This window comes from Actinomadura scrupuli, assembly GCF_050971785.1.
Lineage (GTDB): Bacteria > Actinomycetota > Actinomycetes > Streptosporangiales > Streptosporangiaceae > Actinomadura_E > Actinomadura_E scrupuli.
Window position 1 is genome coordinate 344099 of sequence record NZ_JBPCCU010000001.1, and the last position, 23514, is coordinate 367612.

Below are 23514 nucleotides of genomic sequence, written 5' to 3' on the forward strand. Positions count from 1 at the left end.
CGGTGGCCGTCGCACGGGCCCCATATTGGCGGGCGGCGCCGGCCTCACCGCCGATAAGGTGATGGTTCGCTGCGTTTGCTGATCAGGAGGTCATTGCGCGTGGACCAGGCGTTCCAGGTCGATCTGCGCGGCGTGGTCGATCTCCTGAGCCGGCACCTGTACTCCAGCCCCCGGGTCTACCTGCGGGAGCTGCTGCAGAACGGCGTCGACGCGATCACGGCCCGCGGCACGGGACCCGGCGAGGTCCGGATCGAGACCGGCGCGGCCCTGCGGGTCCACGACAACGGCATCGGCCTCACCGAGGACGAGGTCCACCAGCTGCTGGCCACGATCGGCCGCTCCTCCAAGCGCGACGAGCTGGGCTTCTCCCGGCACGACTTCCTCGGCCAGTTCGGCATCGGCCTGCTGTCGGCCTTCCTGGTCGCCGACGAGATCGAGGTCGTGACCCGCTCGGCCCGCGGCGGCCCGGCCGTGCGGTGGACCGGATTCGCCGACGGCCGCTACCGCGTCGAGCCCCTGCGCGACGGGGAACAGCCGGACGAGCCGGGCACCACGGTGACGCTGCGGCCGCGCCCCGGCGCCACCGACTGGGTCAGCCCGGCGACGGTGACCGAGCTCGCCCGGACGTACGGCTCGCTCCTTCCGGTGACGCTCAGCGTCGACGGGAAGCAGATCACCGGCGACGGGCCGCCCTGGCGCACGCGTCACCCCGACCCGGGCCGACGGCGGGCGGCCCTGGACGCCTACTGCCGCGAGCTGTACGGCTTCGTCCCGTTCGACGTGATCGATCTGGACGTCCCCGAGGCCGGGCTGACCGGTGTCGCGTTCGTCCTGCCGCAGGCCGTCACGCCGACGAGCCGGGGCTCGCACCGCGTCTATCTCAAGCGGATGCTGCTGGCCGAGGGTGTCGAGGGCCTCCTGCCGGACTGGGCGTTCTTCGTACGCTGCGTGGTGGACGCCGGCGAGCTGCGGCCCACCGCCAGCCGGGAGGCGCTGTACGACGACGAGCTGCTGGAGTCCACGCGGCTGGCCCTGGGCGAGCGGCTCCGGCAGTGGCTGGTGCGCCTGGCTGAGACCGACCCGGCACGGTTGCGGGCGTTCCTGCGCCTGCACCAGCTGGGCGTCAAGGCGATGGCGGTGCAGGACGACGACATGCTGCGGATCGTCTACCGCTGGCTGGAGTTCGAGACCAGTGCCGGCCCGATGACGCTGGCCGAGTTCCGCACCCGGCACGCCGACGGCCGCTACACCACCAACGTGGACGAGTACCGCCGGCTGTCGGCGGTCTCCGGGGCGCAGGGCATCGGCCTGGTCAACGGCGGCTACGTGTACGACGCCGAGATCATCGAGCGGCTGCCCGCCATCGACCCGGACCTCCGGCTGCGCCGGCTGGACCCGGCCGAGCTGACCACCCACTTCGGGGTGCTGGACCCCGGCACCGAGCTGGCGCTGCGGCCCTTCCTGACGGCCGCCCAGCGGGCCCTGGACCCCCTCGGCTGCGAGGTCGTGGTCCGCGACTTCGACCCGGCCTCCCTGCCGGCGCTCTATCTGACCAGCCGTTCCGCCGAGCACCAGGCGGAACTGGAGCAGGCCAGGGACGTGGCCGGCGACCTGTGGTCGGACGTGCTCGGCGCGCTCAACAGCGCCGCCGCCGTGGACCGGCCGCAACTGGTGCTCAACCACCGCAACCCGCTGACCCGCCGGATCACCTCACTGCCCGCCCAGGACCCGCACGACGCTCAGGACCGGCAGGGCGGCCAGGACGGCGATCATTTCGGCGACGGCCGGTCCGCCCAGCACGGCCGGCCCGGGCAGCCCGGTCAGCAGGGCCTGATCGAGCTGGCCGTCCAGGGGCTGTACGGCCAGGCGCTGCTGCTGGGCCACCATCCCCTGCGCGCCGCCGACACCGCCGTTCTGAACCGATCCTTCCTCGGCCTCCTCGACTGGGCCGTGCACAGCTGAGTGGAGCGAGCCACGTGACCACCGTCCATGACCTCATGAGCCGGGCGCTGGAGCTGCCGTACGGCGAGGCGCGCACGGTCCTGATGGAGGACGCGCTCCGGCGGGCGGAGGCGGACCGGGACGAGTCCCTGGCGTTCGGCGTGCGCATGGAGCTGAGCTCGGCCTACCAGTACGGCGGTGAGCCGGCCAAGACGTTCACGACCTTCAGCCGGTGCCTGGCCGACTTCGACCGGGACCCCGGCCGGTTCGACGCGGGCGCCGAGCACCGGCTGCTCTGGCACTTCAAGTGGATCATCAGTTCGCTGACGAAGTTCCCCGAGGTGCCGCTGGACCGGACGTACGCCGTGCTCGACGACATGGAGCGGCGCTACCGGCTGGGCGGGCACAGCCTGCACGCGGTGTACGCGCGCCGGGCGTGGGTCGCCCAGCACCTGGGCGACACCGAGGCGGCCGACCACTGGTACACCCGGTGGCACGCGGCCCCGCGGGACGAGCTCTCCGACTGCATGGGCTGTGACCCGAGCGCCAAGGTCCGCTATCTCACCTGGCGCGGCCGGGACGAGGACGCCCTGACCATCGCGCAGCCGCTGCTCCGGGAGGAGTTCAGCTGCACCGAGCAGCCCCAGGACATCCTGACCGAGCTGCTGCCGGTCCATCTGCGCACCGGACGGCTGGACGAGGCCAGGGACGCGCATCGCCGGGCCTACCGGCTGCTGCGCACCCACCTCAGTGACATGGCGCTGATCGGCGACCATCTGCTGTTCTGCGGGCAGAGCGGCAACGAGGTCCGCGGGCTGGAGATCCTGGAGCGGCATCTGGGCTGGCTCGACCGCGCGCCCACCCCGTCGGCCGCCATGTGGTTCTCGGCCGGTGGGGCGCTGGTGCTGCGCCGGCTGACGGAGGCCGGCCATGACGCCGTGGTCGTCCGCAGGCCCGCCCACGGAGACCGGCCCGCGGGCACCGTGACCGCCCGGGAGCTGCTGACCGAGCTGACCGAGCGGGCCCTGGAGCTGGCGGCCCGCTTCGACCTCCGTAACGGCACCGCCGAGCAGACCCGCCTGGTCCGGACCGTGCTGGACGCCCCGCTCCTGACCGACCACCTGCCGCTGACCCCGCACGCCCGGCGGCCTGCCCAAGGGCCCGTTCCCCTCACCGGTCAGCCCCTCGCCGGTGAGCCCGCCGCCGTTCTGTCCGCCGCCGTTCGGTCAGAGGGTGAGGTCCCGGTCACGCCCGACGGGTGGCTGGACGCCGCCGAGGAGGCGTGGCACCGCCGGGACTCCAGCGCGGCACTGGCCGCCTGGCGCCGCTTCGACCAGCTGACCGGACCCGGTTCCGCGCCGGATGCCGGAGGGCCCGCCGGGCCGGAGGCCGGCCTGGACGAGGGACGAGACGCCGGGCCGGAGGCCGGGCCCGCCTTGCTGCGGGCCGGGCGCCGGGCCGACGGGCACGGGCTCGAACGGGCGCTGGACGGTGACCTGGAGGGCGCCGAGCGGGAGTGGCGGCGGGCCGCCGGGCTCTACGCGCGCGCCGGTGACGAGGAGCGCCGCCAGGCCACCCTCAGCCGGATCGGCTCGCTGCTGTGCCAGTCCGGCCGGGAGGACGAGGGACTGCAGGTGCTGGAGACCGCGCAGGCCTACCTGAGGGCGAACGCGGTCCGCCGCCGCCGTGCGCTCGCCGCCCGGCTCCGGCTGGCCGCGGCCTACACCGCGACGGGACGAGGGGCCGAAGCCCTGACGTCGCTGGACGAGGCCGTCGCCGAGCTGACGACCGGGGAGGCCGGGACTCCCGGCGGGGACGCGGAGGACCTGCGGGCGGACCTCGCGGACGTGGATCTGGAGCGGGCCCGGACGCTGCTGCGGATCGGCGGCCGGGAGGAGCCGGCGGCGGAGGCCCTCCGGCAGGCCTGCGACGGCTATCGCGGGACGGACCGGCCGGGGCCCCTGGCGGAGGCGGCGCTGACGCTCGCCCAGGTGCTCGCCGGCACGTCGGACCCCTCGGACGAGGCCGCCCAGAAGCTCATCGGGGAGCTGTGCACCGAGGCCGTCGTCCACACGCCCGCCGAGATCCCGGGACTGCGCGCGGCCGCGTACGCGCACCGGGGCGGCTGGCTGCTCTCCCGCGGCGAGGACGGCCAGGCGGCCGAGGACCTGATCGAGGCGGTCGCCCTCTTCACGGCCCTGGGCGCCCACCCGCAGGCGGCCTACGCGCGCCGGGACCTGTGCGTGGCGTACTTCAACACCGGACGGCACCTGGAGGCCGCGGAGGTGGCCGAGGAGGCCGTCCCGATGCTCACCGAGCTGGGCGATCCCGAAGCGGCCCGCCGCTGCCGTTTCCTGCTCGCCCACGCGCAGCGCGAGCTCGGTGAGCGGGAACAGGCCGCGGAGACCTTCACCCTGCTGGCCGGCGAGGAGGAGACGGCCGCCCCCGGGATCGCCGCCGAGTTCCTGCGGTCGGCCGGCGACCTGCTGAGCGAGCTGGACAAGGACGCGCTCGCGGCCGAGCGCTTCGACGCCGCCGCACGGGCGCACGCCGCGGCGGACGAGCCGTACGGCGTCGTACAGGCCCGGCGCCGCCAGGCGATGTGCCTGTCCTGGGCGGGCCGGGCCGAGGAGGGACTGCGGGTGATGGAGCTGGCCAGGGACGGGCTCGCGGAGCTGCCCGCCGACAACGCGCCCGCGCTGACCTGGGAGACCGCGCTGGTGTCCTACGACGAGGCGCGCCTCCTCGGCGCCCTGGGGCGCTGGCGGCAGGCCATCACCCGGGCCGACGAGGCGATCGCGGGCTTCGAGACCCTGGACGAGGCCGACGCCGCCGGAGCCGCCCGTGACCTGCGCACCGACCTCCAGCAGCGCACCTGAACGCAGCCCAACCCCAAGCCCAGGCCCAAGCCCGCTCCCACCCGCCGTGATCAGGGCGGGTGGGTGTTCGCTAGCTCAGGCGGTGGGCGCCGGGCGAGGGGGTGGCGTGCAGGAAGGCCGGTGACGTCCAGCCGCGGGAGGTGAAGGCCGCCGTGACGGCCGCCTCGACCTCGGGCACGCGGGGCGAGGGCACCAGGGCGAGCGCGGAGCCCCCGAAGCCGCCGCCGACCATGCGGCCGCCCCGGGCACCGGCCCGGATGGCCTCCTCGACCGCGACGTCGGCCTCCGGCCAGGAGACCTCGAACTGGTCCCGCAGCGACAGGTGCGAGGCCGTCAGCAGCGCCCCGATCTCCGCCACGGCACCGGCGCGGAGCAGCCCGGCGGTCGCCTCCACCCGGTGGTTCTCGGTGACGACGTGCCGCACCCGGCGCTGCAGCACCGGGTCCGGCAGGGCGGTGAGCGCCGAGGCCAGATCCTTGACCTCCCGCAGCGTGGTGATGCCGAGGGCGGCGGCGGCCCGTTCACAGGAGGCGCGGCGGTCGGCGTACTCCCCGCCGACCAGCCGATGGGGCGCCCTGGTGTCGATGACCAGCAGGGTGAACCCGCCGAGGTCGAGCGGGACGGGGCTGGACAGGCCGGTGAGGCAGTCCAGCAGCAGGGCGTTCCCCGCCGTGCACAGCAGCGAGGCCGACTGGTCCATGATCCCGCAGGGCATCCCGGCGAAGTCGTTCTCGGCCCGTTGGGCCAGCAGTGCCAGCGCCGGGCGCTCGACGGACAACGCGTACAGGTCCGAGAGCGCGAGGGCGGTGGCGCATTCCAGCGCGGCGGAGGACGACAGCCCGGCGCCCTGCGGCAGGTCGGCGTCGAAGAGCAGTGACGCGCCGCCGATGCCGAGGTCGCGCAGTGCCCAGGCCACGCCGGCCGGGTAGGCCCCCCAGCCGCCGACCGAGCCCGGGGTGAGGTCGCCGAGGCGGACGGAGACCGGCTCGCCGATCGCCTGGAGCGACCGGAACTCCAGCAGGTCGTCGTCGCGGCGGGCGGCGGCGACCGTGACGCCCTCGGCGAGGGCGAACGGCAGCACCAGGCCGCCGTTGTAGTCGGTGTGCTCGCCGATCAGGTTGAGCCGTCCAGGCGCGTGCCAGACGCCTTCGGCGGGCCGGGCGTGGGCCTCGGCGAACGTCTCGGCGACTATCACCGGAGGAAGGTCCACGCGTCGCTGACCATGTCCCGCAGGCCCCGCTCGGGCTTCCAGCCCAGCTCCGCCTGGATCTTGGCGGAGGAGGCGATCAGCACCGCGGGGTCACCCGCGCGGGGCGGCGCGACCACGGCGGGGATGGGGTGGCCGGTCACCTCCCGGCAGACGTCGATGACCTCGCGGACCGAGTAGCCGTCGCCGTTGCTGAGGTTGAAGATCTGGTGGGTGCCCGGCGCGCAGGCCTCCAGCGCGAGCAGGTGGGCCGCCGCCAGGTCCTGTACGTGGATGTAGTCCCGGACGCAGGTGCCGTCGGGCGTCGGGTAGTCCGTGCCGAAGACGCTGACCGACTCCCGGGTGCCCAGCGCCACGGCGAGCACGTTGGGGATCAGGTGCGTCTCGACGGTGTGGCGTTCGCCGAGCCGGGTCTCGCCGGTGAGCAGGGCGCCGGCGACGTTGAAGTAGCGCAGCGAGACCCCGCCCAGGCCGTGCAGCCTGGCGTACTCCGCCAGCGAGGTGTCGATGGCCAGCTTGGAGGCGCCGTACGGGTTGGTGGGCCGGGTCGGGGCGGTCTCCAGGATCGGGGTCGACTCGGGCTCGCCGTAGGTGGCGGCGGTCGACGAGAACACGATCTTGGACACGCCGGTCCGGCGCATGGCGTCCAGCAGGGCCAGCGACTCGCCGAGGTTGCCGTCCCAGTACAGGCCGGGCTTCTGCACCGACTCGCCCACCAGGGACTTGGCGGCGAAGTGCAGCACCGCGTCGAAGCCCGCCCCGTCGAGAATGCCGAACGCCGCCGCGCGCAGCGTGCCCTGGACGAACCGGGCGCCGGCCGGGACCGCGTCCTCGTGCCCGGTCGACAGGTCGTCCAGCACGACCACCTCGTGCCCCGCCTCGAGCAGGGCGGCGGTGACGACGCTACCGATGTAGCCGGCACCACCGGTGACGAGCAGTTTCACAAGACCTCCTGGTTATCCGTCTGGTTATCCGTCGCGGACCGGCGGTCTCAGCGTAGCCGTCGCGTCCCCGAACCCGGGCTTCCGCGGCGGTAGGCTGGTGATCCACCACTCGACCTGTTGCACCCGACCCGTTGCATGGGACATGGACGACTCCGGTAGTAGAGACGGGCTCATCGACCGAGATGAGCTCATTGATCAAGACGGCTCCTGTCTTCCGGGCGAGCTCCTCGATCGATCGGCCGCGGCTCGGTGAACGAAACCCTGCAGAGCGCGGCCATCGTCCTGGCTCTGATCATCATCGAGGGGCTGTTCGTCGGGGCCGAGATCTCGCTGGTCTCCCTCCGGGACAGCCAGGTGCGCGCGCTGGCCGAGCGGGGCCACCGCGGGGCCGCGGTGGCCCGGCTGGTCCGCGATCCCAACCGTTTCCTGGCCGTGGTGCAGATCGGTGTCACGCTGACCGCGCTGCTCTCGTCCGCCTACGGGGCCATCACTCTGTCGGACACGGCCAAGAACGCCCTGGTCAGGCACACCGGCATGGGCGAGGGGCCGGCCGGGTTCCTCGGCGTGCTCGGCGTCACCTTGATCATTTCGTACGTCACGCTGGTGGTCGGGGAACTCGCGCCCAAGCGGATCGGCCTGCAGCGCGCCCAGGGCACGGCCCTGCTGGTCGCCCCGTTCCTGGACCGGATGGCCGCCATCTCCCGGCCGCTGATCTGGCTGCTGTCGAAGTCGACCAACGTGGTCGTACGGATGCTGGGCGGGGACCCGGACACCAGCCGGGAGGAGATCACCGCCGAGGAGGTACGGGCGCTGGTCGCGGGCAACACCGAGATCACCGCGGACGAGCGGCAGCTCATCGAGGAGGTCTTCGCCGCCGGGGAGCGCCAGTTGCGCGAGGTGCTGGTGCCCCGGACGGAGGTCGAGTTCCTCGACGCGGCCACGCCGCTGTCCAAGGCCGCCCGGATCGCCGTGGGCAGCCCGCACTCGCGGTTCCCGGTCTATCGCGACTCCCACGACGAGGTGATCGGGTTCGTGCACGTGCGCGACCTGCTCGACCCCGAGTTCTCCGGCCGCTCCACCCCGATCTCCGAGGTCGTCCGGCCGGTGAAGTACCTGCCGACCGGCAAGCGGGTGCTGGCCGTCCTGTCGGAGATGCGCCGCGAGGGCCATCACCTGGCCATCGTCGTCGACGAGTACGGCGGGACCGCGGGCATCGTGACGCTGGAGGACCTCGTCGAGGAACTGATCGGCGACATCCGGGACGAATATGATGTCGAAGGAGCGCAGGCCCGCCGGTTGCAGGGGGGAGCGGTCGAGGTCGACGGCCTGCTCAACCTCGACGCCTTCGCCGCCGCGACCGGCCTCGAGCTGCCCCAGGGACCGTACGAGACCGTCGCGGGGCACGTGGTGGCGGTGCTCGGGCACCTGCCCCAGGTGGGGGAGGTCGTGGAGGCGTTGGGCCACCGGCTCGTGATCAGCGAGATGGACGGCCGGAGGGTCGCGCGGATCCGGGTCGTCCCCCCGCGCGTCGGCGCCACATCCGCCGACGGAACCGCCAACCAGAGCTCTTCTGATGACGTCTCACCTGGTGAGGTCGGACCAGATGACTCCTGACAGAATCGGATCGTGAGTATGTCCGTAGCAGCGCCGCCCCGGGTACTGTCCGGGATCCAGCCCACCGCCGACTCCTTCCACCTCGGCAACTACCTGGGCGCACTGCGCCAGTGGGTGGCCCTGCAGGATGACCACCAGGCGTTCTACTGCATCGTGGACCTGCACGCGATCACGGTCGACTACCAGCCGGCCGACCTGCGGCGTCGCACGAAGGCGGCCGCCGCGCAGCTCCTGGCGATGGGCGTGGACCCCGAGCGCAGCGCGCTGTTCGTGCAGAGCCACGTCCGTGAGCACAGCGAGCTCGCCTGGATCCTCGGCACCCTGACCGGCTTCGGCGAGGCGGGCCGGATGACCCAGTTCAAGGACAAGTCGTCCAAGCAGGGCGCGTCGGCGGCCAGCGTCGGCCTGTTCACCTACCCGATCCTGCAGGCGGCCGACATCCTGCTCTACACGCCGACGCCCGGGCAGGGCTCGCAGGGCTTCCGGGTGCCGGTGGGCGAGGACCAGCGCCAGCACCTGGAGCTCACCAGGACCCTGGCACAGCGGTTCAACCACCGGTACGGAGAGACGTTCGTCGCCCCGGAGCCGTACATCCCGCAGGGCGCGGCGAAGATCACCGACCTGCAGGAGCCGACGAGCAAGATGAGCAAGTCCGGGTCCTCCCCGCAGGGCATCGTGGACGTGCGCGACGAGCCCGGCCCGATGCGCAAGAAGATCATGCGGGCCATCACCGACACCGGCTCGGAGGTCGTCGCCGACGAGGAGCACAAGCCGGGCGTCACCAACCTGCTGCGGATCATGTCGGCGCTGGACGGCACCTCCATCCAGGACCTGGAGCGGCGCTACGCCGGCCTGGGTTACGGGCAGTTCAAGAAGGATCTCGCCCAGTTGGTGCTCGACACCTTCACCCCGATCAGGGAGCGCACCGAGAAGCTGCTCGCCGACGAGGGCCAGCTCGAGCAGGTCCTCGCCCAGGGCGCGGCACGGGCCGGAGCCGTGGCCGCCCAGACCATGGAGGTCGTCCGTGATCGGGTGGGCTTCCTGGGACGTGGTGTCTAGCCTGACCGAACCAGCACGGACGATCGGGGTGGCCATCCCGATCCCGGATCCCTACGGCCTCGAGCTGCAGCGATGGCGCAAGTCCTTCGGGGACCCGCTCGCCGCCTCCATACCGACGCATATCACCCTGCTGCCGCCCACTCCCGTGGGCGGCGCGGACCGCGCGGCGATCGAGGAGCACCTGCGGGAGGTCGCCGCCGCCGAGCAGCCGTTCCCGATCAGGTTGCGCGGCACCGCCACCTTCCGGCCGGTGTCGCCGGTCGTGTTCGTCGCGCTGGCCGAGGGCATCGGCGCCTGCGAACGGGTGGAGAGCAAGGTGCGCAGCGGTCCGCTCCACCGCGAGCTGCAGTTCCCCTACCACCCGCACGTGACCGTCGCCCACGACCTCCGCGAGGACGTGCTCGACCAGGCCTTCAAGGAGCTGTCCGGGTACGAGGCGACGTTCGCGGTCTGGGGCTTCTCGCTGTACGAGCACGGGTCCGACGGCGTATGGCGCCCGCAACGCCATTTCGCCTTCGCCGCCGCCTCCCGCCCGGATGACGGCCGCTGAAACGATCACCGGAAGATGGGGCGCCGGCGTGAGGAAGCACCATCTCGGGGTAGAGGACGGACATGGTCAAGGTGATCGATTCGGTGCAACGCCGGATCGAGACGGGTCAGGGTCGGGTCACCGGGCTGCTGGGGTGGATGCGGCGGCGCTGGGCCTGGTTCGACCACCTGGCCCGGGCGTACGAGCGCTACTCCGAACAGCACGGTGATCGGCTCGCGGCCGCCCTCACCTTCTACGCCTTCCTGGCCTTCTTCCCGCTGACCGCGCTGGCCTTCGCGCTCGTGGGCTATGCGGTGGCGGTCGACCCGCACGCCCGCGGGCTGGTCACCGACGCGATCCGGCAGATCCTGCCGGGGCTCGCCGACCAGTTGCACGTCGACCAGATCGCCCAGGCCAAGGCGGGGGCCGGCGCGATCGGCCTCATCGGCCTGCTGTGGGGCGGGCTGGGCTGGATCGGCGCGCTCCGGGAGTCGCTGCGCACCATCTGGCAGGTGGATCCCACCGGCGGCGGCAACTTCTTCATGAAGAAGGTCTGGGACCTGCTCGTCCTGGTGCTGCTCGGGCTGTCCCTGGTCGCCTCCGTCATCGTGACGAGCTTCGCCACCTCCGCCACGCAGGTGGTCCTGTCCTGGCTGGGGCTCGCCGACGTCGCGGGCGCCGGGACGATGATCCGGCTGCTGTCGATCACCACCGCGATCCTGGCGGACATGGTGATCTTCTTCGTGATGTTCTCGCGGCTGTCGGGGACCCGCGCGTCGTGGCGGCGGCTGGTCAAGGGCACGCTGTTCGGGGCCGTCGGCTTCGAGGTGCTCAAGCTGGTCGGTACCTACCTGGTGGGCCACACCACCCACAACCCGGTCTACGCCTCGTTCGCGGTCCTCGTCGGAGTGCTGGTGTGGATCAACCTCGCCTCCCGGCTCATGCTGTTCACCGCCTCCTGGACGGCCACCCGCTCCGCCATCCTGCGGGCCGACGCCGAGAACCCCGAGCTCGCCGAGTGCACGGCCCCCCCGGTGACCACCAAACCCGAGGTGACCAAGGGCGAGGTGACCAGCGAGGTGACCAAACCGGAGAGGGGCAAGCTGGAGGTGGCCAAACCGGAGACGGCCAAGCCCGCCGAGCCCGCCACGCCGGGGTCCCCAGAGCCGGACCGGCCGATCAGGACCGCCTGATCAGGACCAGAACGCGTCCACGGTGTGCTGGTCGCCGGCCATGCTGCGGATCGCGGTGATCCGGCCTTCGACGAACCGGTGGACGTCCACGCCGCGATCGTCGAGCGTCCTGCCGCGGCGTTCGGCCGTTGCGTGGACGAGCACCACTCCGTGATGATCGTCGGCCAGGAAGCAGTACGGCTCGGAGTGGAAGGTGCCGCCGGACAGCTCGAACACCCGGACGTAGAAGTCCAGGACCTCGTCCTTGCCGTGGTAGTCGCCGGAGATCCGGCTCCGGCCCGTGACGGTGTGCACGACGTCCTCGGCCAGGATCTCCCGGATGAAGTCCATATCGCCCTTGGTGAAGGCGGCGTAGCCGTCGCGGAGCGCGGTCACGTGGGGATGCTCCCGCCCCAGGGTCGGCAGGGCGGTCGATGGGGCGTGGGACACGCTGACCTCCCGGGCCCCGGTCCGCGGCCGTACGGCGGCGTACTGACCGGTGCCTACAGGGGCGAAGTTACGCCTGCCCGTCGCCGGCCGGTAGGGAGAAAAGTCTCACTTACTGGGAGATGCGTCATCTGCTGCTCTGCCCCCGGGCATGGAGTCCCCGGGCATCGAGCCGTCCGTGGCCGCCTCGCCGGAATCGCCCGTTCCCAGGAAGGCGCCCTCCGCCGGTGAGCCGGCCGGGGCGTGCCTCCGGCGCCGCCTCACCAGCACGACCAGCCCGCCCGCCACCACCAGGGCGAGGCCGGTTCCGGCGGCGACGAGCGTCCACTGGACCGACGAGCTCTTGCTCTTCAGCGGGCCGACCGGCAGGATGCCACCGCCGTCGCCGGTGCCCTCGTCCTTCTTCGCGGTGTCCACCGGGTCGACGAGCGTGCCGATCGGCTTGACCTTGCCGTCCGCCGCGAAGCCCCAGTTGAGCAGCTTGACGATGTTCGCCCAGAGGACCTCCCCGCGCATCAGCGAGACGATGACGGTGTGCCCGTTGCGGCGCGCGGCGCCCACGAACGTCTGCCCGGCGTGCACGGTATAGCCGTTCTTGCCGCCGATCATGCCCTGGTAGGCGTAGCCCTCGGTGGGCAGCAGCCGGTCGTGGGAGTAAATTGGCATAGAAGCGGTCTTCTTGGGCTTCTTGCCCGCTTTTTTGTCCTTTTCGGAAAGCTTGGGCGGCTCGGCGGGGAACTTCGCGTTGACGGTTCCGACGTACTCGCGGAAGTCGGGAAGCCTGAGTCCCTGCTTCATGATCAGGCTCAGATCGTAGGCGGAGGTGTGCTGGGTCTTGACGGTCAGCCCCAGGTCCACGTCGAGGCCGTTGGGCGAGCCGGCCAGGGTGTCGTTGGCCTGGAGCCGCTTGGCCTCGGCGTTCATGGTGGCCAGCGTGTTCTTCAGCCCGCCGCCCGCCTGGGCCAGGGTGAGGGCCGCGTCGTTGGCCGACACCATGAGCAGGGCGCGGAAGAGGTCCTCGACCGGATACTTCAGCTTCGGGGTCATGCCGACCTTGGTGCCCTCGACGTCACAGGCCTTCTGGCTGGGCCTGATCAGGGCCTTGCGGTCCAGCTTGGGGATGAGCGCGATCGAGGTGAGGGTCTTCAGCGCGCTGGCCGGCAGGAAGGCGCCATGCGGGTTCTTCGCCGCCAGCACCTCGCCGGTGTCCGCGTCGGAGATCATGTACGACCCGGCGTCTATCTTGGGAAGCGCGGGTACCCCCGGGGCTCCGTTGACGATGACCCCGGAGCCCGCGAGCTGCGGGCCCCCGACGGGCTCCCGGGGCGGGGCGGCCTGAGCGGGACTCACGCCGGTCGTGGATGCCAGCAGGCACCCGGCGGCGAGCGGCGCGGTCAGGGAGACGGAGATGCGGCGAACTATTCCCATGGCCCTGGCAACACTAGAGGAGGTGCCCGGACGAACGCAGCAGGCACAGGCGGTCCTCCCCTAGAAGATCGCGGGACGCGGAGACCTCGGGCCGACCTGCCCGATGATCTACAGACGGGAATTTTGAACGTCCCAAACATCTTTTGGGGACTAGTCCATTTGGGGGGTCTGGTACGTCCGCATAGTGGCCGAATCTGATCACGGGCCACGGTCGGCCGTCCCCCGTAAGAGTCAAGTCCAGGGCTTCGGGCAAAGACTGGGGCGAGATGGCGGGTATGTATCGGCATGATGGAACCGGTCCAAGCAGGCAGGGACTGTCCGGATCCAAGGTCTGTCCGGTAAGCACGCGCGCTGGTCCAATCGCGCCACGTGCCACGCGCCGACCTGCGAGGATTGAGAGCGGAGGTTTCCGTGGCCATTGACTTCAATGCGTCGCGCGGGGCGACGTTGGGCGTCGAATGGGAGCTGCAGCTCATCGACGCCGAGACCATGCACCTGAGGCAGGATGCCCGCGAGGTGCTGGCCGCACTGCCCGGCCTCAGCGAGGGCAGCGAGATCAACAAGATCCGCCACGAGCTGATGGAGTCGCAGGTAGAGATCGTCACGGGCATCTGCCACACCGTCGGCGAGGCCAAGGCGGACCTCGCCCAGACCATCACCCAGATGCGGTCGGTCGTGGAGGCCCGCGGCACGGTGCTGGCCTGCACGGGGACCCATCCGATCAGCAACTGGCGCGACGCCGTGATGGCCCCCATGCAGCGCTACGCCGAGTTGATCGAGCAGATGCAGTGGCTGGCCCGGCGCATCCAGACCTTCGGTGTGCACGTCCACGTCGGCGTCCGCAATGTGGAAAAGGTCATCCCCATCGTCAACGCCCTGTCGGCGTACCTCCCGCACTTCCTCGCCCTGACCGCCTCCAGCCCGTACTGGAGCGGAGCCGACACCGGGCTGGCGTCGAGCCGGGCCGTGGTCTTCGGCTCGCTGCCCACGGCGGGCCCACCGCATCTGCTCGACGACTGGGCGGCGTTCGAGGACTACATGGACACCCTGCTGCGGGCCGGCACCATCCGCAGCATCAAAGAGGTCTGGTGGGACATCCGTCCGCATCCCGACTTCGGCACCATCGAGATCCGGATGTTCGACGGAATCCCGACCCTCCGCGAGGTCGGTATGGCGGCTGCGCTCTGTCAGAGCCTGGTCACGCTCTTCGACCAACAGCTTGACCGCGGCTACACGTTGCCAAGACCTGCCGCTTGGGTCGTACGGGACAACAAGTGGCGCGCGACCAGGTATGGTCTCGACGCAATCGTCATCACGGACGACACTGGAAACACCGCTCCGTTGCGCGACGACCTTTATGAATTGATCCGCGAGCTCGAACCTGTCGCCGACCGTCTCGGCTGTGCGGAAGAGCTCAAGGTGGCGAGCGACGTTCTCGAGCAGGGCGCCCCGTACGAACGCCAACGCGCGATCCGCGCCGAGGGCGGCGGCCTGGAGAGCATCGTCACAGCGTCGATCACGGAATTTCGCGAGGACAGATTCGTCAGCCCGCGGGAGGTGGCCCATGGCGGGACATGACCCCGCGGACGAGGAGGCGCCGAACGGCGCCCGACCGGAGGGAGCACATATGGGGCAACCGGGGCAAGGGGTGATGCCCGAGCTCGATGCTGAACCCATGCCGGCGGCACAGGTGCCGCGGGCGAACGACGGGGCGGCACTGCAGATCCAGCTCGACGCCTTTCTCAGTGAGCACGAAGACCAGCTGATCGGTTTCCGCAGGGATCTGCACATGCACCCCGAGCTGGGCTTCCATGAGCACCGCACCACCGAGCGCATTTTCGACGAGCTCACCGCGGTCGGCCTGCAGCCGGTCGTGCTGCCCAAGGGCACCGGCCTGATCTGCGACATCGGCCCGAGCGACGGTCCCACGGTGGCACTGCGCGCCGACATCGACGCGCTGCCGCTGCAGGACGAGAAGCGGGTGCAGTACGCCTCCACGACGACCCGGGTCTGCCACGCCTGCGGGCACGACGTGCACACGACCGTACTGCTCGGCGCGGCCCTGTTCCTGGCCCACCAGGCGGCCGAGGGCCTGCTGCCCGGCCGGGTACGGCTGCTCTTCCAGCCGGCCGAGGAGGTCGCCGGGGGAGCGCTGTCGATCATGGCCGCCGGTGGCATCACCGACGTGGACCGGATCTTCGCCCTGCACTGCGACCCGCGCTTCGAGGTCGGCCAGATCGGGCTGCGGGTCGGCCCGATCACCGCGGCCTGCGACCGGGTCAGCGTGAAGGTCACCGGCACCGGCGGCCACACCGCCCGCCCGCACCTCACCGGTGACCTCGTGTACGCCCTCGCCAAGATCGTCACTGAGCTGCCGGCGGCGCTGTCCCGCCGGGTCGACCCGCGTTCGAGCCTCAGCCTGGTCTGGGGCCGGGTGGTGGCGGGCTCGGTGGCCAACGCCATTCCCGACGAGGGGCTGGCCGAGGGCACCGTGCGCTGCCTCGACGACGACGCCTGGCACAAGGCGCCGGAGATGATGAGGTCCCTGCTGGACTCCGTCGCGGGCGCGTACGACGTGAAGGCCGAGCTGGAGTACACCCGGATCGTGCCGCCCGCGGTCAACGAGGCCACCAGCGTGCAGATGGTCCGGGACGCCGCCGGTCAGATGCTGGGCGAGGACGCGGTCGTGCCCACGCCGCAGAGCCTCGGCGGCGAGGACTTCGGGTGGTACCTCGAGTCCATCCCCGGGGCGCTCGCCAGGCTGGGGGTCCGTACCCCCGGCGCCGCCGACTATGACCTGCACCGGGGCGACTTCGACGTGGACGAGCGGTCGATCGCCATCGGTGTCCGGGTGATGGCCGCCACCGCGCTGACCGCCCTCTGGGAAGGCCGGCGGCCCGCCGGCGCCGAGCCCGTCGAGGGTGCCGCGCTCGCCTGAAACACCTTCACCATCACACCCCGTCACAGTCCCGTCGCGACGACGATCATGGCTGAAATGCCGCTGTGACCTGTGACGATGCGCTTGCGTGTCGGTAACGGATCCGTTGCGACACTGTACGACCGGTACGGATCGCTCACCACAACAGGTAGCCTCCGATCGGTTTCGTGTACAAATGCGTATTTTTCCGCTGGGGTGTGAACGGAGGGTGCTATCTTGCGCCGTGAACTGAGGATGGCAGCCGTCGCGCTGACCGGCGTAGCGCTCGCGCTGAGCGCCGCAGGCTGTGGTGGCAAGAAGACGACCACCGATGGCGGTGGCGGCGGTGGTGACACCAAGAAGACCCTGAAGGTCGGTCTGGCCTACGACATCGGCGGCCGCGGCGACCAGTCGTTCAACGACGCGGCCGCTCGCGGGCTCGACAAGGTCAAGTCGGACCTGAACATCAAGACCGAGGAGCTCTCGGCCAAGGCGGGTGAACCGGACACCGACAAGGAGGCCCGGCTCAAGCTGCTCGCCTCGAGCGGCTACAACCCGGTCATCGGCGTGGGCTTCGCCTACACCGCCTCCGTGCTGAAGATCGCTAAGGACTTCCCGAACACGAAGTTCCTGGTCGTCGACGCGGACCAGTGCAAGGTCGAGGGCGCCAACGTCACCGGCGCCTGCTTCTCCGAGGAGCAGGGCTCCTTCCTCGTGGGCGCGGCGGCGGCGCTCAAGTCGAAGACCGGCACGATCGGGTTCATCGGCGGCGTCAACGTGCCGCTGATCCACAAGTTCGAGGCCGGCTACGCGGCGGGCGCCAAGGCCGCCAAGCCGAGCATCAAGGTGCTCCCGGCCAAGTACCTCACCCAGCCGCCGAACTTCGACGGCTTCAAGAACCCGGCGCTGGGCACCGAGGCCGCCAAGGGCCAGCTCGACGCCGGCGCCGACGTCATCTACCAGGCGGCCGGTGGTGCCGGCATCGGGGTCATCAAGACCGTGGGCGCGGCCAAGAAGCTGGCCATCGGCGTCGACTCCGACCAGTACAACCAGCCCGCGCTGGCCGAGGTCAAGGACTACATCCTCACCTCGATGGTCAAGGGCGTCGACGTCGCGGTGTTCGACTTCGTGAAGGCCGTCTCGGACGGCACCGCAGCGGCAGGGACCAAGCAGTACAACCTGTCCAACGACGGTGTCGGCTACGCCATCTCCGGCGGCAAGCTCGACGACATCAAGGCCAAGCTGGACGCGCTCAAGGCTGACATCGTCAGCGGCAAGATCAAGGTCCCGACCAGCTGATCGGTTCGATGAAGCCCTTTGCCGCGCTTTCCACCAGGAGTTCACTGCCTGCTGGAAAGCGCGGCAAAGGTTCGGTAGGGGGGTAAGGGTGACTGACGGTGTACCGGCTGTACGGCTGACGTCGATCACCAAGCGGTTTCCCGGCGTGGTGGCCAACCGCGACATCAATCTCTCGATCGCCAAGGGCGAGGTCCATGCCCTGTGCGGAGAGAACGGTGCCGGCAAGTCCACCCTGATGAAGATCCTGTACGGCATGCAGCGGCCGGACGAGGGCACGATCGAGATCGACGGCGAGCAGGTGGCCTTCCGGTCGCCCGCCGACGCGATCGCACGCGGCATCGGCATGGTCCACCAGCACTTCAAGCTGGCCGACAACCTGACCGTTCTGGAGAACATCGTGCTGGGCGCCGAGCGCCTGCACGGCATCGGAGCCCGTGCCCGGGCGCGCATCGTCGAGATCGCCGGCCAGTACGGCCTGACCGTCGACCCGGACTCGCTGGTCGAGACGCTCGGCGTGGGCGACCGGCAGCGGGTGGAGATCATCAAGGTGCTCTTCCGGGGCGCCCGGATCCTCATCCTGGACGAGCCGACCGCGGTGCTCGTGCCCCACGAGGTGGACGAGCTGTTCGCCAACCTCCACGAGCTCAAGGCAGAGGGACTCACGGTCGTCTTCATCTCCCACAAGCTGGACGAGGTCCGCAAGGTCGCCGACTCCATCACGGTGATCCGCCGCGGTGAGACGGTCGGGACCGCGGACCCGCGGTCGGTCACCTCCCGGCAGCTGGCCGAGCTGATGGTCGGCTCCGAGCTGCCCACCCCCGAGCTCCGCGAATCCACCGTGACCGACCAGGTGGTGCTCGACATCGCGGGGCTGACCCTGCTGGCGCCGGGCGCCGGGCCGGTCCCCGAGAGCGAGGTCGCGGACACCGGCGAGGTCGCCAAGGCCGGTGCCGCGGGCGTCACGGCGATGGGCCGTACGGTGCTCGACGACGTCTCGCTGACCATCCACGCGGGAGAGATCGTCGGCATCGCCGGGGTCGAGGGCAACGGCCAGAGCGAGCTCGTTGAAGCGATCATGGGTCTGTTGCGGGCGGACGCCGGCCGGATCTCGTTCGCCGGGGCCGACATCACCCACTGGCCGACGCGCCGCCGCCGGGAGGCCGGCATCGCGTACATCCCGGAGGACCGGCAGCGGCACGGGCTCGTGCTGGAGGGCGCCCTCTGGGAGAACCGGATGCTCGGCCACCAGACCCAGCGGCCCAACGCGCGTGGTCCGTGGATCGACCGGCGGGGCGCGAAGCGCGACACGACCCGGATCGTCCGCGAGTACGACGTGCGCACGCCCGGCATCAACGTGCCGGCCGCGGCACTGTCCGGTGGCAACCAGCAGAAACTGATCGTCGGCCGGGAGATGTCCGGCGAACCCCGGCTGCTCATCGCCGCGCACCCCACCCGCGGCATCGACGTGGGCGCGCAGGCGGCCATCTGGGAGCACCTGCGCCAGGCCCGCGCCGCCGGGCTGGCGGTACTGCTGATCAGCGCTGATCTCGAGGAACTCATCGGCATGTCCGACACACTGCACGTCGTCCTGCGCGGCCGGCTGGTCGCCCGGGTGGATCCCTCCGGTGTCACACCGGAGGAGCTCGGCTCGGCCATGACCGGCGCGGAGGCCGCCTCATGACCTCACCCCCCGCGCCCCCCGCACCCCCTTCGTCCCCTCCGTCCGATCCCAAGCCCGGCGGCGCCGACCACGTACCCGCGTGGCAGGCGATCCTGCGTGGCCTGGGACCGCGCCGGCTGGCGCTGCAGATCGGCGCCCCGATCCTGGCGATCGGCATCGCGCTGATCATCACGATGATCGTGCTCCGGCTGACCGGCGCCGACCCCTTCAACGCCATCAACAGCATGATCGACTACGGCACCACCCCGTCGTCGATCGTCTCCATCCTGAACCGGGCCACCGGCTACTACCTGTCGGCGATCGCGGTGGCGATCGGCTTCCGGATGGCACTGTTCAACATCGGGGTGGACGGGCAGTACCGCATGGCCGCCTTCCTGGCGGCCGCGCTGGGCGGGGCGCTGACGCTGCCCGCGCCGTTCGGCCAGATCCTCGTGATCGTCTGCGCGATGCTGGTCGGCGGGCTGTGGGCCACGATCGCCGGAGTGCTCAAGGTCACCCGGGGGGTCAGCGAGGTCATCTCGACGATCATGCTCAACGCGATCGCCACCGGGATCATCGCCTACCTGCTCAACGACAAGCGGCTCGCCGAGCTCCGGCCGGGCAGCAACAACGTCGCCACCCCGCCCATCCCCAAGTCCGGCCAGGTGGGTTCGCTCACCGGACCGCTCTCCTCGATCGGCATCGACCTGCCCGGGGACCTGAACGTCCTGCTCCTGCTGGCGGTGGCCGTCGGGATCATCTTCTACGTCGTCCTCAACCAGACCCGTTTCGGCTTCGACCTGCGGGTCTCCGGGTTGTCCTCGACCGCGGCGCAGGCCAGCGGCGTGGACAGCCGGCGCATGGTGGTGATCACGATGCTGCTGTCCGGGGCGGTCGCCGGGCTGGCGGGCATGCCGGAACTGCTGGGCGCCTCGCACCAGTACTCGCTGAACTTCCCCGCGACGCTCGGGTTCACCGGCATCACCATCGCCCTGCTCGGGCGCAACCATCCGTTCGGGGTCGCGCTCGCGGCACTGCTGTTCGCGTTCCTCGACCAGTCGTCGGACGTGCTGCAGCTGGCCCAGATCCCCCAGGAGATCGTCCAGGTCATGCAGGGCGTCGTCGTGCTGACCGTCGTCATCGTCTATGAGCTGGTCCGCCGGTTCGAGATCCAGCTGCAGCAACGGGCCGTGGCCGCGGAGCTGGCAGCAGGGCACGCCCTCACCGAGGAGCCGGCATGACCCAGACCCTCCTTGACGGCCTCCGCAGGAAGGCCTCGCCCCCCTCGGCCGGCGGGTCGCGCCTGCCCCGGATCCTGCTGCTGGTGGCCGGGCTGCTGGTGCTCCTGTCGGTGATCCGGGCGCTGACCGGCGCCGAGGACATCACCTCCAGCGGCACGATCGCCGCGACGTTGCGGCTCGCCGTGCCGATCGGCCTGGCCGGGCTGGGCGGCCTGTGGGCGGAGCGGGCCGGCGTCGTCAACATCGGCCTCGAGGGCATGATGATCCTGGGCACCTGGACCGGTGCCTGGGCCGGTTACCAGTGGGGGCCCTGGGCCGGTGTGGCCGTGGGCATCCTCGGCGGCGCCCTCGGCGGGCTGGTGCACGCGGTCGCCACCGTCACCTTCGGGGTCGACCACATCGTGTCCGGTGTGGCGATCAACATCCTCGGGATCGGGCTGACCCAGTTCCTGTCCGGCCTGCTGTTCAACACCGGTGCGGCGAAGGCGCTGGGCGGTGGTCCACGTCAGTCGCCACCGGTGGAGTCGATCAGCACGATCACCGTGCCGATCCTGTCCGGGGGGAAGATCTTCGGCTGGCGGAGCCCGGACACGTTGGGCTGGCTGGAGCACAAGCACTGGCTGCTGCTGTCCGACCTGTCCGGCATCCTGCGCGGGCTGACCACGGACCTGTCGCTGCTGACCATCGTGGCCATCCTGCTGATCCCGCTGACGCTGTTCGTGCTCTGGCGGACGCCGTTCGGCCTGCGGGTGCGCTCGTGCGGTGAGGATCCGTACGCCGCCGAGTCGCTGGGCGTGAAGGTCTACCGCATGAAGTACGCCGCCGTGCTCATCTCCGGCGCGTGCGCGGGACTCGCCGGGGCCTTCCTGGTGACCGTCTCCTCGCCGCTCTACCAGGACGGCCAGACCGGCGGCCGGGGCTACATCGGCCTGGCCGCGATGATCTTCGGTAACTGGCGTCCGGGCGGGCTCGCGATCGGCTCGCTGCTGTTCGGGTACACCGACGCGATGAACCTCCGGGGAGGCGGTGACTCGGTGCACGCCCTGCTGCTGTTCGTCGCCGTCATCCTGCTCGGCATCGCCGTCTGGCAGGTCGTCCGGGCCCGTACGCTGTCCGGCGAGGTCGCCGCGGCGGGAGACCTCGGGCGCAAGGCCATCCGCAACCGGTACCTCGCCGCGGTCATCGCCGTGGCGGCGAGCGCGCTGCTGCTGCTGTGGTTCGCGTTGAGCAGCGAGGTGCCCGGTGAGCTGGTGTCCTTCACGCCGCACCTGACGACCCTGCTGGTGCTGGCCCTGGCCAGCCAGCGCCTGCGCATGCCCGCCGCCGACGGGCTCATCTACCGCAAGGGCGAAGCCCGCTGAGCACGGCCCCTCCGCTCGTGCGCCCGATGCGGCATCGTGCATGATCAACGGTGGGACTGGGGGAGTGAATGAACGAGATCGACTGGGCCGGGCTGCGTGAGGCGGCCGTGGCGGCGATGGGGCGGGCGTACGCGCCGTACTCCGGCTTTCCGGTCGGGGCGGCGGCACTGGTCGACGACGGCCGGGTGATCAGCGGCTGCAACGTCGAGAACGCGTCGTACGGGGTCGGGCTCTGCGCGGAGTGCAGTCTGGTCTCGGCGCTCTACAGCGGCCGCCTGGCGGCGGACTCGGCGGACTCGACCAGGCCCGACCTGCAGACGGCGCTGCGCAGGCCGCTGCTGGTGGCACTGTCGGTGGTGGACGGCCACGGTGACCCGCTGATGCCGTGCGGCCGCTGCCGCCAGTTGCTGTGGGAGCACGGCGGCCCGGCGTTGCTGCTGGAGACCTCGACGGGTATCCGTCCCATGAGCGAGATCCTCCCGGACGCCTTCGGCCCGGACGATCTCGGCCGGAAGAGCACGTGGGGAGCCTGATGGACGTCATCGAGGTCATCGCGACCAAGCGGGACGGCGGCCGGCTGTCCGGTGCCCAGATCGACTGGGTGGTGGACGCCTACACCCGGGGAGCCGTGGCCGACGAGCAGATGTCCGCGCTCGCCATGGCCATCCTGCTCCGGGGCATGGACCGGGAGGAGATCTCCGCCTGGACGGCCGCCATGATCCGCTCCGGTGAGCGGATGGAGTGGTCCGCGCTGGACCGGCCGACCACCGACAAGCACTCGACCGGCGGCGTCGGCGACAAGATCACTCTGCCGCTGTCCCCGCTCGTCGCCTCCTGCGGTGCCGCGGTGCCGCAGCTGTCCGGCCGCGGGCTCGGCCACACCGGCGGCACCCTCGACAAGCTCGAGTCCATCCCCGGCTGGCGCGCCTCGCTGTCCACCGCGGAGATGCTCGACGTGCTGCGCACCGCCGGAGCCGTGATCTGCGCGGCCGGCTCCGGGCTGGCGCCCGCCGACCGCAAGCTGTACGCGCTGCGCGACGTCACCGGCACCGTCGAGTCGATCCCCCTGATCGCCAGCTCGATCATGTCGAAGAAGATCGCCGAAGGCACAGGGGCGCTGGTCCTGGACGTCAAGGTCGGCTCGGGCGCCTTCATGAAGACGCTCGCCGACGCCCGTGAGCTGGCCGAGACCATGGTCGCCATCGGCAGCGACCACCAGGTGAAGACGATCGCGCTGCTGACCGCGATGGACCGGCCCCTCGGCCGGGCCGTCGGCAACGCCCTCGAGGTCGCGGAGTCGCTCGAGGTCCTCGCCGGGGGCGGCCCCGCGGACGTCGTGGAGCTCACGGTCACGCTGGCCCGGGAGATGCTGTCCGCCGCCGGCCTGTCTGCGGCCAAGGACCCCGCCGACGCGCTGAAGGACGGCTCCGCGATGGACGTCTGGCGTCGCATGATCTCCGCCCAGGGCGGTGACCCGGACGCGCCCCTCCCGGTCGCCGGCGAGTCGTACCAGCTCAAGGCGTCGAAGTCGGGCACCCTGACCAGGCTGGACGCGCTGGGTGTCGGGGTGGCGGCCTGGCGGCTCGGCGCGGGCCGGGTCCGCAAGGAGGACCCGGTGTCCTTCGGGGCCGGTGTCGTCTGCCACGCCAAGCCCGGCGACGAGGTCACCGAGGGGGAGCCGTTGCTCACCCTGTACGCCGATGATCCCACCCGGTTCGAGCGGGCCCTGCAGTCCCTCGACGGGGCCATCGAGATCGCCTCAGCCGGTGCCGGAACCCCGGACCTGCTCCCCTTGATCATCGACCGTATCGCCTGA

General features: G+C 71.1%; 18 protein-coding genes. 14 read left to right on the top strand and 4 right to left on the bottom strand.

The genetic code is table 11. The annotated features are described in order from the left end of the window. Nucleotides 1-99 precede the first annotated feature (99 nt). Nucleotides 100-1962: an HSP90 family protein gene (locus ACRYCC_RS01705; protein WP_433807917.1), complete on the top strand. Its 1863-nt coding sequence runs from the start codon at nt 100-102 to the stop codon at nt 1960-1962. 14 nt (nt 1963-1976) lie between these two features. Continuing rightward, entirely contained in the window at nt 1977-4820 is a 2844-nt protein-coding gene (locus ACRYCC_RS01710; protein WP_433807919.1) for a hypothetical protein, read from the top strand. A gap of 70 nt (nt 4821-4890) precedes the next feature. On the opposite strand, the gene galK is transcribed toward ACRYCC_RS01710, so the two are convergent. Both galK and galE read right to left on the bottom strand, forming a co-directional pair. Further along, a complete protein-coding gene (gene galK / locus ACRYCC_RS01715) occupies nt 4891-6030 on the bottom strand; it encodes a galactokinase (protein WP_433807921.1) in 1140 nt (379 codons plus the stop codon). Continuing rightward, nucleotides 6012-6971 (bottom strand): UDP-glucose 4-epimerase GalE, encoded by a 960-nt coding sequence (gene galE, locus ACRYCC_RS01720; RefSeq protein ID WP_433807923.1) that lies wholly within the window; start codon nt 6969-6971, stop codon nt 6012-6014. The genes galK and galE overlap by 19 nt, the downstream gene beginning before the upstream one ends. A gap of 249 nt (nt 6972-7220) precedes the next feature. On the opposite strand from galE, the gene ACRYCC_RS01725 reads away from it, so the two are divergent. The 4 genes from ACRYCC_RS01725 to ACRYCC_RS01740 all read left to right on the top strand — a co-directional run bounded on the left by ACRYCC_RS01725 (nt 7221) and on the right by ACRYCC_RS01740 (nt 11366). Next, complete coding sequence (locus ACRYCC_RS01725) at nt 7221-8585, top strand: hemolysin family protein (protein ID WP_433807925.1); 1365 nt, start codon at nt 7221-7223, stop codon at nt 8583-8585. Between the two features lie 18 nt (nt 8586-8603). Then, on the top strand, nt 8604-9644 hold the full coding sequence (gene trpS, locus ACRYCC_RS01730; protein ID WP_433809893.1) for a tryptophan--tRNA ligase: 1041 nt from the start codon (nt 8604-8606) through the stop codon (nt 9642-9644). A gap of 28 nt (nt 9645-9672) precedes the next feature. Then, nucleotides 9673-10194 carry a 2'-5' RNA ligase family protein gene (locus tag ACRYCC_RS01735; RefSeq protein ID WP_433807927.1) on the top strand — a complete coding sequence of 174 codons (522 nt, stop codon included), beginning with the start codon at nt 9673-9675 and terminating at the stop codon, nt 10192-10194. 62 nt (nt 10195-10256) lie between these two features. Then, a complete protein-coding gene (locus ACRYCC_RS01740; protein WP_433807929.1) occupies nt 10257-11366 on the top strand; it encodes a YihY/virulence factor BrkB family protein in 1110 nt (369 codons plus the stop codon). On the opposite strand, the gene ACRYCC_RS01745 is transcribed toward ACRYCC_RS01740, so the two are convergent. After that, nucleotides 11367-11795, bottom strand: a complete 429-nt coding sequence (locus ACRYCC_RS01745; RefSeq protein ID WP_433807931.1) for a nuclear transport factor 2 family protein — start codon at nt 11793-11795, stop codon at nt 11367-11369. Between the two features lie 105 nt (nt 11796-11900). Continuing rightward, the gene (locus tag ACRYCC_RS01750) at nt 11901-13220 is read right to left on the bottom strand and encodes a D-alanyl-D-alanine carboxypeptidase family protein (RefSeq protein WP_433807933.1); all 1320 of its coding nucleotides are present in this window, start codon (nt 13218-13220) and stop codon (nt 11901-11903) included. A 411-nt stretch (nt 13221-13631) separates the two neighbouring features. Between ACRYCC_RS01750 and ACRYCC_RS01755 the strand changes: the two genes are divergently transcribed. The 8 genes from ACRYCC_RS01755 to ACRYCC_RS01790 all read left to right on the top strand — a co-directional run bounded on the left by ACRYCC_RS01755 (nt 13632) and on the right by ACRYCC_RS01790 (nt 23514). After that, nucleotides 13632-14798, top strand: coding sequence for a glutamate--cysteine ligase (locus tag ACRYCC_RS01755; protein WP_433807935.1), 1167 nt, complete (start codon nt 13632-13634; stop codon nt 14796-14798). Between the two features lie 97 nt (nt 14799-14895). Further along, nucleotides 14896-16158: an amidohydrolase gene (locus ACRYCC_RS01760; RefSeq protein ID WP_433807937.1), complete on the top strand. Its 1263-nt coding sequence runs from the start codon at nt 14896-14898 to the stop codon at nt 16156-16158. A 216-nt stretch (nt 16159-16374) separates the two neighbouring features. After that, nucleotides 16375-17436, top strand: a complete 1062-nt coding sequence (locus tag ACRYCC_RS01765) for a BMP family lipoprotein (protein ID WP_433807939.1) — start codon at nt 16375-16377, stop codon at nt 17434-17436. Nucleotides 17437-17524: 88 nt separating this feature from the next. Then, on the top strand, nt 17525-19117 hold the full coding sequence (locus ACRYCC_RS01770; RefSeq protein ID WP_433807940.1) for an ABC transporter ATP-binding protein: 1593 nt from the start codon (nt 17525-17527) through the stop codon (nt 19115-19117). Further along, the gene (locus ACRYCC_RS01775) at nt 19114-20337 is read left to right on the top strand and encodes an ABC transporter permease (protein ID WP_433807942.1); all 1224 of its coding nucleotides are present in this window, start codon (nt 19114-19116) and stop codon (nt 20335-20337) included. Before ACRYCC_RS01770 ends, ACRYCC_RS01775 begins: the two co-directional genes overlap by 4 nt. After that, nucleotides 20334-21698: an ABC transporter permease gene (locus tag ACRYCC_RS01780; protein ID WP_433807944.1), complete on the top strand. Its 1365-nt coding sequence runs from the start codon at nt 20334-20336 to the stop codon at nt 21696-21698. Before ACRYCC_RS01775 ends, ACRYCC_RS01780 begins: the two co-directional genes overlap by 4 nt. Before the next feature lie 68 nt (nt 21699-21766). Further along, nucleotides 21767-22231, top strand: coding sequence for a cytidine deaminase (locus tag ACRYCC_RS01785; protein ID WP_433807946.1), 465 nt, complete (start codon nt 21767-21769; stop codon nt 22229-22231). Next, on the top strand, nt 22231-23514 hold the full coding sequence (locus ACRYCC_RS01790) for a thymidine phosphorylase (protein WP_433807948.1): 1284 nt from the start codon (nt 22231-22233) through the stop codon (nt 23512-23514). The genes ACRYCC_RS01785 and ACRYCC_RS01790 overlap by 1 nt, the downstream gene beginning before the upstream one ends.